The sequence below is a fragment of the Micromonospora fluostatini genome (assembly GCF_050410825.1).
GTDB classification, from domain to species: Bacteria; Actinomycetota; Actinomycetes; order Mycobacteriales; family Micromonosporaceae; genus Micromonospora; species Micromonospora rosaria.
The window spans coordinates 1,265,075-1,278,107 of sequence record NZ_CP191251.1 but is presented as its reverse complement, the minus strand read 5'-3'; the positions used below and the strand labels follow the sequence as shown (position 1 = coordinate 1,278,107).

The 13,033-nt window shown below is 71.7% G+C and carries 6 protein-coding genes; 3 read left to right on the top strand and 3 right to left on the bottom strand.

Going from position 1 to position 13,033, the window contains the following annotated elements:
• Positions 1 to 131: 131 nt before the first annotated feature.
• Complete coding sequence (locus tag ACQUFX_RS05600) at positions 132 to 1,706, top strand: PQQ-dependent sugar dehydrogenase (protein ID WP_428964954.1); 1,575 nt, start codon at positions 132 to 134, stop codon at positions 1,704 to 1,706.
• Between the two features lie 188 nt (positions 1,707 to 1,894).
• Here the strand turns inward: ACQUFX_RS05600 and ACQUFX_RS05595 are convergent, their stop codons facing one another.
• Positions 1,895 to 2,224 carry a putative quinol monooxygenase gene (locus ACQUFX_RS05595; RefSeq protein WP_428964953.1) on the bottom strand — a complete coding sequence of 110 codons (330 nt, stop codon included), beginning with the start codon at positions 2,222 to 2,224 and terminating at the stop codon, positions 1,895 to 1,897.
• A 229-nt stretch (positions 2,225 to 2,453) separates the two neighbouring features.
• Here ACQUFX_RS05595 and ACQUFX_RS05590 point away from each other — a divergent pair, with 229 nt between their 5' ends.
• Positions 2,454 to 4,553, top strand: coding sequence for an NACHT domain-containing protein (locus ACQUFX_RS05590; protein WP_428964952.1), 2,100 nt, complete (start codon positions 2,454 to 2,456; stop codon positions 4,551 to 4,553).
• Between the two features lie 70 nt (positions 4,554 to 4,623).
• Here the strand turns inward: ACQUFX_RS05590 and ACQUFX_RS05585 are convergent, their stop codons facing one another.
• Together ACQUFX_RS05585 and ACQUFX_RS05580 are read right to left on the bottom strand one after the other, a co-directional pair.
• Positions 4,624 to 7,221, bottom strand: coding sequence for a M64 family metallopeptidase (locus ACQUFX_RS05585; protein ID WP_428964951.1), 2,598 nt, complete (start codon positions 7,219 to 7,221; stop codon positions 4,624 to 4,626).
• Between the two features lie 527 nt (positions 7,222 to 7,748).
• Entirely contained in the window at positions 7,749 to 10,850 is a 3,102-nt protein-coding gene (locus tag ACQUFX_RS05580) for a beta-L-arabinofuranosidase domain-containing protein (RefSeq protein WP_428964950.1), read from the bottom strand.
• Between the two features lie 826 nt (positions 10,851 to 11,676).
• On the opposite strand from ACQUFX_RS05580, the gene ACQUFX_RS05575 reads away from it, so the two are divergent.
• Positions 11,677 to 12,867 (top strand): cytochrome P450, encoded by a 1,191-nt coding sequence (locus ACQUFX_RS05575; RefSeq protein WP_428964949.1) that lies wholly within the window; start codon positions 11,677 to 11,679, stop codon positions 12,865 to 12,867.
• Positions 12,868 to 13,033 lie beyond the last annotated feature (166 nt).

The following is a 13,033-nucleotide window of genomic DNA, read 5'->3' as shown; positions in this document are numbered from 1 at the left end:
CACCGCAGCGGTCACCTCCTCGTCCCATCATCCGAGAGACGGGCACCGATCGAACTCCCGCTTGCCGGGACAGCGATGTAGGGACATGCGCCAACAACGGACATTGACTCCGAGCAATGATTGGAGTCGACATGCCTGTAGGCAGTAAGGGCGCACTGGCAGCCGCCGCCGGGCTCGTGGTGGCAGCCGGGGTGCTCCTGACGCCCTCGTCTCCGGCGTGGTCCGCGCCGGAGACCACCGCGGTGGGCGGCCCGACCGCCGTCACCCCGGCCGCCGTGCCGCTGGACCGGTTGACCGTCAGCACCACCCAGGTCGCCTCCGGCCTGCGCCGTCCCACCGCCATCCACGCGCCGGACGACGGCAGTGGGCGACTGTTCATCGCCGAGAAGACCGGCACCGTCCGGGTCTACCACGAGGACACCGGGCTCGCGGCCGAGCCGCTGCTCGACCTCAGCGGCCGGGTCTCCACCAGCGGCAACGAGCGCGGGCTGCTGGGCATCCTCAGCGCACCGTCGTTCCCCACCAGCCGGAGCCTCTACGTCGCCTACACGGCGCTGCCCGACGGCGCGCTGACCCTCTCCCGGTTCGTGCTCGACAGCGCCGGCCAGCACCCGGTGCCGGCGGCCCGCGAGGAGATCCTGCTCAGCCAGCCGCACGCCGAGTTCACCAACCACAACGGCGGCCAGATCGCCTTCGGGGCGGACGGGTACCTCTACTGGAGCATCGGCGACGGCGGCGGCGCCGACGACCCGCTCGACACCGGTCAGGACCTGGGCACCCTGCTCGGCAAGATCCTCCGGCTGGACGTGTCCCGGGGCTGCGACGGCAAACCGTACTGCGTCCCGGCGGACAACCCGTTCGTGGGCACGGCCGGCGCGCGGCCGGAGATCTGGGCGTACGGCCTGCGTAACCCCTGGCGCTTCTCGTTCGACCGGGCCGACGGCTCGCTGTGGATCGCCGACGTGGGCCAGGGCACGTACGAGGAGATCAACCACCTGGCGTCGGACCAGAAGGGGGCGAACCTGGGCTGGTCCTGCCGGGAGGGGCCGCAGGTGTTCGACCCCGAGCGCTGCGTGGCCGGCGCACGGTACGTCGACCCGGTGTACCACTACCCGACCTCGGTCGACGGCTGCGCCGTCATCGGCGGCCACGTCTACCGGGGCAGCCGGTACGCCGACATCGCCGCCGGCACCTACCTGGCGACCGACTACTGCTCGGGCACCGCGTTCGTGATCCGCCCCACCGCCGACGGCGGTTACGCCAGCCGCAAGCTCGGGGAGCTGACCATCCAGCCGACCAGCCTGGGGCTGACCGCCGACGGGGAGATCTACCTGGTCAACGACCTTCCCGGGCAGTTGCACCGGGTGTCGTTCGGGACCACCGCGCCACCGGCCACCTGCACCGTCAGCTACCGGGTGGACAGCCAGTGGGGCACCGGTTTCACCGCCACCGTCACGCTGACCAGCACCGGACCGGCCCCGGTCACCGGGTGGGCGGTCGGCTGGACGTACCCCGGCAACCAGCGCGTCGGCAGCGGCTGGAACGCGGAGTTCAGCCAGCAGGGCACGGCGGTGACCGCCCGCAACGTCCCCTGGAACGCCGCCATCGCGCCGGGTGGCACGGTGACCTTCGGTCTCCTCGGCAGCCACTCGGGCGCGAACCCCGCACCGACGGGGTTCACCCTCAACGGCGCTGCCTGCGCCTGACCGGGTAGGGGTGACGCGCGTCCGCACAGCACTGTGCGGGCGCAGTCACCGTCCCGCCATCCGGGGGGTGCCCGGCGGTCAGTGCCACGACCGCCGGGCACCTCACCGGAAGTGGCCGCCCCCACCACCGGTCCGAGCCGACGGCCACCCCAGCGGGCATCGACTCGGTCGGGTGTCGGTGACGAACGTCAGGATCGATCCACCGCCATCTCGCCGAGCTCGGACCAGTCGTCCTGCGGGAGCACGGTGTTGACGATGCGCGGCGTGGCGACCAGGTGGGGCGGCAGGTCCCGCTGGGCGGTCCGGAAGTGCTCGGACTGCACGTGCGCCGCGCCCGCCTCCGCGTCCCGGAAAGCCTCGACCAGGACGTACTCGGTCGGGTCGTCGAGGCTGCGGGACCAGTCGAACCACAGGCAGCCGGGCTCGGCGCGGGTCGCCTCGGTGAAGGCCCGGCTGATCTCGGGCCAGCGGTCCGCGTCCTCGGGGCGGACCCGGAACTTGGCGGTAATGAAGATCATCGGAAGGCCCCTCCTGGTGTCGGCTTCGGTACGTGGCCAGTGTGGCCCGTACAGGAATCCCGATGAACGGCCGTGTCTCGGCTGCCGCCGAGACACGGGACACCATCACCTTTTCGGCGGGCACCGCTGTCAAGCCCGTATTGACCCTGATCAGGCTGGGTGTCAGATTTCCGGTCTTGTCAGCGTGACGCCGATTTAGCAGCATCGGGCGGTGCGAAGAGCAAGACACGTGGCATTCACCGTATGCATCCTGGTCGCTGCGACCGGCATCGGGCTCGCCTATGTCCACGTACACGATCTGGAACGCGCAGCGGACTGGGCGCAACTCTTCTCCCTGGTGCTCGCCCTGGTTCCGCTGGCCGCCTGGTGGCGGGCCGGAGGGAGGACGACGGGCACCACCCCCGACCAGGCCGACCGGGCACAACGCGCCCTGGCCACAGCGGTGCTGCGGCAATGGCGCCACGAGATCGTGCTCCGACAGCTCGACGACCCGATGTCCCTGGCCGTGCGGTGGCGGCTCGTCGAGTTCGACCGCGGGGAACGGGTGAGCAGCCAGAGCCGCCCCGACTTCATGCGGTCCCTGCTGAGGATCGGCAGACGCCGGTTCGAGGGACGCACGGACGACATCGCGGTGATGGTCGACGCTTTCCGGAAGCTCGATCCCCCACGCCTGGTGATCCTGGGTGAGCCGGGGATGGGCAAGACGACCCTCGCCTCTCTGCTGCTGCGTGAACTGCTCAGAGACAACGATGCGACCAGCCAAGTCCCCGTGTTGTTCTCCCTGTCGGGATGGCGGGCGACGGAGGAGTCCCTGCACGACTGGCTGGCCCGGCGGTTGGCCACGGACTACCCCATGTTGCGGGCTGCCGAGTTCGGCACCGACGCACCCCGCGTGCTGGTGACCGACCGCAGGATCCTCCCGATACTCGACGGACTCGACGAGATACCGGACTCGCTACGCCCCGCCGCCATCAGCGAGATCAACGCGGTGACCACCCGAGACGACGCGGTCGTGGTGACCTGCCGTACCGCCGAGTACGAGGCGACGCTCGCCCTGGGCGCGGGGGTACGCGGCGGCGCGGTCATCGTGCCGCTGCCACCCAGGCCACCGGACGTCGTCGCCTACCTGACCAGCTTGCTGCGCAGCCAGCACGGCCGGCGACACGTGTGGTCGGAGGTGCTCCAGGAACTCGCCACCGGCCGGCCCACCCCGCTGGCGGTGGCACTCGCGACCCCGCTCAATCTCTGGCTGCTGCGCAAGATCTACATCGACTCCGACAACGATCCACGAACCCTCCGCAACCGGACGACATTCCCTGACCCGGGGGCGATCACCGGTTACCTGCTCGACCATCTCACCACCACGCTCGTCTCCGCCGGTCGGCCAGGGATACCCGCCACGTCGTCCCGTCGGGTGTGGCGCCCCGAGGACGCCCAACGCTGGCTCTCCTTCCTGGCCTGCCACCTCGACCGGACGGGAAGCCGGGATCTCGCCTGGTGGCAGTTGCGCCATTCGGTGACCGTGCGCCCGGTGCACCGGGCTGTCACGGGCACCGCCCTCGGTCTGCTCTTCGCGCTGCTGTCCGGCGTGACGGCAGGGCTCGTCGGGTTGGCGCTCGACGTGCCGATGCTGGCCGCCACAACGGGACTCGTCGGCGGATTCATGGTCGGGTTGGCGTTCGGTCTTGCCGCCGACACCACGGCGACGCCCGCCTACGCCGACCTACGGCTGCGGCCGGAAAGGGTCAGTTCGCTGCTGCGCACCGTCGGGTACGCGACGGTGACCTGGCTGGCCATCGGCGTAGCCGTCGGTGTCCTGCTCACGATCACCGGAGTCGACGTCGGGGCCATCGGCCCGCCGGTCATCGGCACGGCGTTCGGGCTGGTGTACGGATTCATGGTCTGGGTCGCGACGCCGGTGACGGACTACCGCGTGCAGAGCCCCGCCAGCGTCCTGCGAGGCGACCTCCAGCTCGCGCTGTTGCGCACCATGGTCTTCGTGCTCGTCGGAGGCACCGTCGCGGCACTGACGGCGACGGTCATGGGCGGGGCCGCGCCGTACGTCGTCTTCGCGCTGGCCACGGCGTTCATGGTCGCCCTGATCGTCGGCGCGCCTCCGAAGGTGGCCAGCTCGGTCTATCTGAGCATGACCGTCATCCTGGCCCTGCGCGGCAGGAGCCCGCTGAGACTCATGCGCTTCCTGGAGTACGCACACCAGCTCGGCCTGCTCCGGCAGTCCGGTCCGGTGTACCAGTTCCGGCACGCGATGCTCCAGCACCGCCTCGCACAGGCCTGCCCGTGCCCCGCCCGGCCAGCGAACCCGGTCTGAGGCGAACGGACCGTGGTGGGGGCCGGCAACCCGACCCCCACCACGTGTCTGTCGCTACCGCGACCGCGCCCTACAGGGCGGCGCAGTCACCGCGCTTGGCTCCGGTGACCGTGTTCGGCGCGCCGAAGTCCTTGGCCGCCGCGCTGTTGCCGGTGCAGCTCACCGTCCCGTTCACCCGGCTGCCGACCAGGACCGGGCCGTACTCGCCGGCCAGCCGGCTGAAGCGCTCGTTGGCGGTCACCTGGACGTTGTCGGTCAGGGTGAGGCCGCCGTTGAAGGTGCTGCCGGCGATCGTCACGTCCCGGCTGGTGCCGGTGATCCGGGTGGGGCTGTTCATGATGCTGCCGAACACCTGCACCGCCTCGGCGCCGGTCGCCGTCAGCCCACCGTTGACCACGCTGTCGGTGACGACCAGCGAGGCGCCGGGGCGTACGGTGACCCCGCCGTTGATCTGGGCGCCCTTGAGGCAGGTCACCCCCGAGGTGACCTCCAGCCCACGCTGCGCTCCGGTCAGCGTCCGGGTGCAGTCCGGCGACGAGCCCGGCAGCACGGTGGCCCGGTAGGCGTCCGCCTTGCCGAGGTTGCCGGCGGCGTCGATCGCCCGGTGCTCCACCAGGTGGGTGCCGAAGCCCGGCACGAACCCGCCGCTGGGGTGGTCGTCCGGCAGGTGCTGCTCGAACGCGGCCTTGGAGAGGCCACCGGTGCCGAGGTTGCCGTACGTCAGCGCCTTCACGTCGGTGCCGGAGTGCCGGAACTCGAACGGGGAGTCGGGCATCGGCTTCTCGGGGAAGCCGAAGTAGTTGTACCAGCCCTGCTTGTTCAGCCGGAGCTGACCCACGACGTAACGGCTCTCGTCGTACCCGGTCTGGTCGTCGGTCGGGTCCAGCCACATGTCCCAGCCGTCGAAGTACACCGGGTGCTCCCCGCCGCCGGCGAGCGTGGTCAGCGGCTTCGACAGGGTGCGCGGCGCGGTCGGCAGCGCGTTGTCGACCGTCCACTCCATCCGGTCGGAGACGCCGCCCGGGTCGGCCGGGTCGGTCACCGTCGCGACCAGCTTGTGGGTGCCCGGCGCCAGCTTGAGCGCGCCGAGGTCCAGGTTACGGCTGTTGTGCGGGTTGGCCACCGTCGTCCCGTTGAGCGACCAGGTCACCTCGACGGCGCGGTCGGACGGGTGGTTGGTCCGGACGTAGACGACCTCGTCGCCGGCGACCGGTTGGGTGTTCATCGTGGCGCCGGTGATAGTCGCCTCGGGGGCCGACGGGCTCGCCGTCGTCTCTCCCACCGTCCACTGCCGGGTCTGCACGAACCGGGGGCCGTTGTACCCCGAGTTGGTGGCCGTGTTGCTGGTCGACGGGTTGCGGACCCAGTCGATGCCGTCCGGGCCGACCGGGTCGCGCACCTCGACGTGCACCACGGTCCCGGCGGGCAGGTCGAGCGCGCCCAGGTCCAGGTCACGGCTGTTGTGGGTGTCGAGCACGGTGCCCTCCGGGCCGCCGACCCGCCAGGTGACCCGCAACTCGTGGTGGCGCGGCTGGCCGGTCTCGACCCACAGCACGCTGTCGGTCGCCACGGTGCCCAGCGGGGTGTGCCGGACGTTCATCTGGCCCGAGTTCCGCATACCGGTCACCCGGGCGACCATGTGCTCCAGGCCGATCTGGTCGAAGTCGAAGCCGATCCAGCGCATCATCGAGTGCTCGCTCGGCCGGCGCTGGCCGCAGGGGTACATGCCGCCGCCCTCGTGCGCGCCGATGACGCCGCCGGACAGGCTCTCCTCGCCGACCCACCGCCACCACTTGTGCTCGTCGGCGACCAACTGCCCGGCGCTGCGGATGGTGTGGTGGAAGCTGCTCGGCTCGTTGCCGGTGTAGCAGGGACGCACCACGTCCCGGGAGGAGTACGGGTACTCGTCGGCGAGCGTGCCGAGCGAGTGGCCGATCTCGTGCAGCGAGATCAGCGGACCCTGCGGGGAGCCGCCGGAGGTCGTCGCGTTCGTACCGCCGATGCCGCCGTAGGTGAACGTGTTGAAGATCGCCAGGGTCTGCACGTTCTGCGAGGTGCGCGGGATGCCCAGCACCGGCGCCACGTAGGTGTCGATGATCCGGTTGTGCGCCTGGTTGCCGGTCTCGCAGGGGTTCACCCCGGCCGGGTAGTAGGCGGCGTAGCTCGCGCAGTCCACCGGCGCGCCGCCGTAGACGGTGCCCCGGGACAGTGGGTCGGTGCAGCCCTCCTGGTAGATCATCCGCAGGGCGGTGTTCTTGGTGTTGATCGGGCCTTCCCGCTCACCGGTGTCGCGGACCGTGCCGTCCGGGTGGCGTACCCGGCCGTCCGGGTCGCACCGGACGCCGTGGTCGATCGAGGCGATCTCCACCGCGTACACGTTCATGTAGTTGCGGTAGGTCCGGAACGGCTCGGTGGCCCACATGACCGCCAGGTTGCGGTCCACGTCCTCCAGGAAGAGCTTCTGCTGGTCCCACTGGTAGCCGTCGCCCAGCAGGATCAGGTTCAGCCGCTCGGCCGGTGGGCCGGTGACCTGGATCGAGTGCACCTTCGGGTCGGGCAACGGCAGCGGCGTACCGTCCGCCGTGGCGCCGGTCGCCGGACCGGCGGTCACACTCAGCAGACCGGCGACCATGGTTGCCGCCGCGAGAATCGCGACCTTGACTTTCACTGACTGCTCACCTCACTTCCCATCCGCCGCACCTCTCCGCCGGCCGCCCCAGGGCCGCGCCGGCGTCGAGCGGCAGCACCAGCAACATCTGACCGGGACACGTCTGCGGTCGCACCGGCCGCCCACGGTGGTACGGCGGGCGCCGTGGAAGCTCCCACGCTCCTGCGTCAGGTGCCGGCACCCGACCCGTCGGACGCCGGCACAGTGGATCCACATCGGTCGGCCACGGAACCCCGGGTGGGGTCGGACCGTCGAGCGCCGTCGCGTGACGACCTGGCCGTGGTGCCGACCACCGGATGCCGGTGGCCGTCGGTCGCACCGTCCTGGGTCCCCCGTCCGTCGTCGTCCGGGCCGGCCGGACGACGGCGGATCGCCAGCACAGCCGGCGACCCGAGCCGGCTGCGGTGGAGGTATTCACGACCCCCGCTGTGGTCACCCGACCGTAACCGGCAGCTCAGCGCGGGGGCACCCGACACCTGACGGAACTTCGGCGGGACCTGACCGTCCAACGTCGCAACGACCGCGGCCTACGGCGTGAGTTCCGCCTCCGAGCGGGCCGCGGCCTCCACGACGGCCGCCCGCTCGTCCCGGTTGAAGATGCCCGCCTGGACGAACGACCGGGCGATCCGGGTCACCGTCTGCACGAACCGGCTGTGGTTCGGGAAGGGCGCCTCGTCCCACACGAGGTCGAGGAAGGTCGGGCCGTCGCTGCCCGGCGAGGGGACCCCCTCCACGGGTACGTCGTAGTGCGGCAGTCCGTCGTCGCGCTTGCGGTTGGGCACCCCGGTGTCGACCGAGCCGAAGACGACCGTCGGCTCGACCCGCCGGAAGTACGACGAGGCGGCCTGGGTGTCGCCGATGTAGTACGGCCGCAGGGTGAAGCCGTTCGAGGTGAAGAGCAGGTCGCCCGCCGCCGTGGTGCCCGCGTGGGTGATCGCCGAGCGGCCGTAGTCGCCGTCGCGCTTCAGGTGGCGGTACAGGGACAGTTCGCGGTAGCTGCCGCCGCCCGGGTTGCCCAGGATCTGCAGGAGGACGGGGCCCCAGAAGACCGCCTGCGTGTCGGGACGGTCGGGGGCCCGCTCGATCCGGACGCTGAACGGCATCCGCAGCTCGACGGTGTCGCCCGTCTTCCAGACCCGGCGCAGGGTCACGTACGTCCCGGGCTTGGGGTTGCCCTTGCGGACGACCCCGTTGACGGTGATCTGGAAGCCCGACCGCGCCCAGCCCGGCACCCGCAGGTTGATGTCGAGCTGGCCCTTGCCGGTGACGGTCAGCGTGACCCGGTCGCCGCGCGGGAAGGTCGTCTCCTGGGTGACGACGAGGCCCTTCTCGGCCCAGGTCAGGGTCGACGGGGCGTACAGGTTGACCCAGAGCGCCGAGCCGTCGGCCGACTTGAAGTAGATCGCCTCCTGGTACTTGGTGTGGTTCTCCACGCCGGTGCCGCCGCAGCAGGTGCCGGTGTTGCCGTAGCCCCGGGCGGCGCCCGGCGTCAGCGGCTGGAAGTAGGTGACCTGCGGGTTGTTGACGTTCGCGGTGTCGGCCCGCGACCCGAGGATCTGGTTGAGCAGGCCCCGCTCGTAGTAGTCCAGGTAGGCGGGGTCCTGCTCGTGGAGGAACAGGTTGCGCGCCAGCTTGATCAGGTTGTACGTGGTGCAGGTCTCCGCGCCGCCCTGGGCGATCGAGTTCGCGATGTTGCCCCGGTTCTGGAACAGCTCGATGTTGTTGTTGGAGCCCGGGTAGTTGCCGCCCGTCCCGCCGTTGGCGTACGTCCGGTGCGGCACGACCATGCCGAAGAGGTTCTTCGCGGCCTGGAAGTACTCGCTCTCCCCGTTCTGCTCGTAGACGCGCAGGTAGCCGACGAACTGCGGCACGTGCGAGTTGGCGTGCAGCCGGTCCGGGCGGCGGGGGCCGGGGTTGGTGGCCGGGGTGGTGACCAGGATGTCGCGGTTCTCGACGCAGGCGTCGAAGAGCGACTGCCGGTTGTCGAAGAACGTGGCGGTCCGCAGGTGCCTCGCGTCCCCGGTGAGTTGGTGGATCTCGGGGAACACCTCGTTGGCGCCGCCGGTCTCCCCGGCGATGTAGAGGTCCCACATGTAGTTCAGATCGGCCCGGGTCAGCGGGCCCGGGTAGTCGGGGTGGTTCTTGTCGCCGAGGGTCAACGCGAGGTGGGCCCAGTCGGCCATCCTGACGACCACGTCGAGGGCCTGCCGGTTGTCGGTGTGGTAGTACGCGTCGAGCAGGCCACGCATGATCTTGTGTTGGGTGTACCAGGGCGCCCAGGTGTTCGTGGCCGCGTTGCTGCCGTAGACGGCCCACCTCGGCGGGCCGAGGCGCAGCACCGCGTCCTCCGGGATCGCGCCCAGGTAACCGGGGTGGGTCGGGATCCAGAGCGCGGCCCCACCGTCCTGGCTCGCCACGATGCCGCCGTCGCGGCCGTTGGGCGAGGCGTCGCGGATCGTGGTGCCGCCCTCCTCCTCGAACCGGTACCAGGCGATCGAGCCGCCGCCGGTGCTGCCGGCCGCCGAGTCCTGGAGCGACTGGATCTCCTGCGGGCTCAGGGCCCGGTCGAAGATGTGGAACTCGTCGACGGTCGCGTCCAGGTACGGGTCGCCGCACTGCGACCGGCCGATCCACCGGTTCCCGGGGTTGCCGAGGTGCGAGGGGTTGAGGGTCATGGCGGTGTTCTGGCCGGCCTGCTGGCCGTTCACGTACAGCGTTCCGGTCTGCTGCGAGAGCGTGACGGCCAGGTGCACCCACTGGTTGGTCGGCAGCGCGGTGGTGCCGTCGATCCGTTGCTCGCCGCCGCCCCCGCTGACCGTGATCGCGAACCTCGGCACGGTGCCGGTGACCCCGGCGCGGGGGGTCAGGAACATGTTGACCGTGGTGTTCTGCCCGAAGTCGAACAGCCTGCTCCAGCTCTGGACGGAGGCGAGGTTGACCCAGGTGGCGATGGTGAAGTCGGCGAGTTGGCTGATCGCCTCCTGCGGCAGGGCGACGTGCTGCGCGCGGCTGGGGCCGTTGAGGCGCAGCCCGCTGCCGAAGCGGCCGGGCACCCGACCGATCTGCGGCTCCTGCGGCTCCTCACCGCCCGGGTCGCCGTCGCCCATCCGCGCGGTGATCGCGGCCTGGCAGGCGGCGAGTTCGTCGACCATCCGGTCGAGTTTGGTCTTGAAGATCGCCTCGCCCTGGTCCGCGTAGGACTGGGCCAGGGCGGTCATGAAGTGGCCGGCCCAGTGGCCGCTGAGCAGCCCGCCGTCCTCCCAGCCGCCGGGCACCGCGACCCCCGGCGGGTTCGGCCGACCGGCCTGGTTGTTGAACAGCACGAGGAAGCGCCGTTCGTCGTACTGGCGCAGGTAGTCCTTGATGCGGTCGCGCTTCTCCTGGAACAGTCCGGTGCCCAGCCGCACGTCGCGCAGCGGGAACGGCCGGACCGGGGCGGTGCCGCCGGGGCCGGGATCGGGCGGGGCCGCGCCGAGCGCGGTCGACCCGGTCGCGGCCCCGCCCGGCGCGGGGGCCGCCTGGGCGGCGGTCGCCGGGAGCACGGTCGCGGTGGCCACCGCGCCCACACCGATGGCGGAGGCCTGGAGAATCTGACGGCGGCTGGCGGAAAGGTCGTCGGGCAGGGCCACTGGGTTCGTCCTTCCAGGTGGATGCCGGCCGACCCCCCGGTCGGCCTGCGGCTCGGGATATGGGGACTGGCCCGCGGGGCGGGCCTGGCATTCGGCCCGGGTGATCCGGTGGCTTCCCGGGTGGAGGCGACGCCCCTGCGGTCGACCGGCCCGCAGGGGTGGGTCGGCCTGCGGCGGGCGGGTGGGGTGGGTCGCGTCGGGGGGTGAATCGGCGGCTGGTGCCACCGACGCGACGACGGCGCGGTCACGGGCACGGTCCACCGGTGGCGGACCACGTGCCGCCGCGGGTCCGGACCGGGCCGGCTGCGACGGGCCTCGGACGGGTGGGTGGTGCCGGTCGGGGGCGGGGTCGGGGGCGGGGTCGGGGGCGGGGTCGGGGGCGGGGTCGGGGGCGCAGGGTCGCCGGTGCGGCGACCGCCGGACGGGCTGTCGGGGCGGGTGACGGTGGTGCCGCGCATCGCCCCGGGGGGCGCGCAATGGCGGGCGGCACTATCGCATCGGAATCCTCCGTCAGGTGGGGTGTCGATCCGGACGACGTGGGCCCCGTGGTGGTCGTGGAAGGGGCCCCGTCGTGGGGGCGAGAATCGCTGATTGACAGGGAGTGTGAGCGCTCACGCTCGGGACCGTCAATACCTACCGGCGAGTAAAATTTTACCCGTTGACACCCCTTGGAGACATATATATGTTAGCGCTCACCTGCTGATCGACCGGACGTTCACCGCCCGCGCGAACGCCGGACTCCCGCCGCGGCGACCAGGTGCCCCGCGCTCGACGGGACGCGCGCCGACCGGGGCAGGCATGGACCTCTCTCGCCCAAGGAGGCACCGTGGCCGCCGTTGTCGGCGTGTCGGAGTTGTGGGACCCGGCGGTCCGCCACGACCCGCACGGGTTCTACGACCGGGTCCGCGACAGCGGCGGCCCGGTCCTGCAGATCGACCCGGCGGGCAACCGGTTCTGGGTGATCGCCGGGCACGCCGACGTGCTGGCCGGGCTGCACCACCCGGCGATCGGGCACGAGGTCCACCGGCACCGGCCCGGCCACCCGGCGCCCGAGCACCGCGACCTGCCGGAGGCGGCGCGGATCGAGGCCCGGCAGCTCATCACCCTGGACCCACCCGAGCACACCCGCCTGCGCGGGCTGGTCAGCGGCGACTTCACGGCACGGGCCACGGCGCGGCTGGAGCGGTGGATCGGCGACCTCGCCGACCGGCTGGTCGCGCGGGCCCGCCGGCAGGGCCGCGTCGACGCGGTCACCGACCTCGCCGACCCGGTGCCGGTCAACGTCATCGCCGAACTGGTCGGCATCCCGGAGCCGGACCGGCCGCAGTTCCGCGCCTGGTCGGCCGCGATCGTGTCGGCCAGCGCCGACGGCCCGGCGGCCACCGTGGCGTTCGCGGCCTACCTCGACGACCTGGTGGCCCGACGCCGGGTGGACCCCGCCGACGACCTGGTGTCGCGGCTGGCGGCCGACCGGGACGGGGCCGACCGGCTCGACCGCGACGACCTGGTGGCACTGGTGCAACTGCTGCTCATCGCCGGCCAGGAGACCACCGTCGACCTGATCGTCAACGGCATCCGGCTCCTGCTCACCCACCCCGAGCAGTGGCGGGCGCTGCGGGACCGGCCGGCGCTCGCGGCGGCGGTGGTCGAGGAGACCCTGCGGTTCCGGGGGCCGGTCGAGATCGTGCCACCGCGTCACGCCTTCCAGGACGTCGAGCTGGCCGGCGGGCGGATCCCCGCCTTCGACCGCGTCGGGCTGTCGCTGTGGGGCGCCAACCGCGACCCGGCGGTCTTCGACCGCCCGCACGTGTACGACATCCACCGCACCGACGTCCGCCGGCACCTCGCCTTCGGGTACGGCATCCACTTCTGCCTCGGCGCGCACCTCGCCCGGCTGGAGAGCCGGATCATGTTCGAGCGCATCGCGGACCAGCTTCCCGACCTGCGGCTCGCGGTCGACCCCGCCACCCTCGACGGCTTCCGGCTGCACCGGGACGGGTTGCCGCTCGACGTGTGAGGGGTGGGGCGGAGCCACCGGGGGCCGGCCGACACCTCGGGTCTCCACTGTGCCGGCCGAAAACGTTTTCGGCAAGCCGCCCAGCTCATTACGACAAAGTTTCACGCTGTGTATGCGAATCGCCACGGCCCACCTCCTGAACAGTGGAAACTCACCGCTCGCCCAT

Coding starts and splice junctions, on each gene's coding strand:
- ACQUFX_RS05595 (WP_428964953.1), bottom strand. CDS start 2,224: ATGATCTTCATTACCGCCAAGTTCCGGGTCCGCCCCGAGGACGCGGAC.
- ACQUFX_RS05600 (WP_428964954.1), top strand. CDS start 132: ATGCCTGTAGGCAGTAAGGGCGCACTGGCAGCCGCCGCCGGGCTCGTG.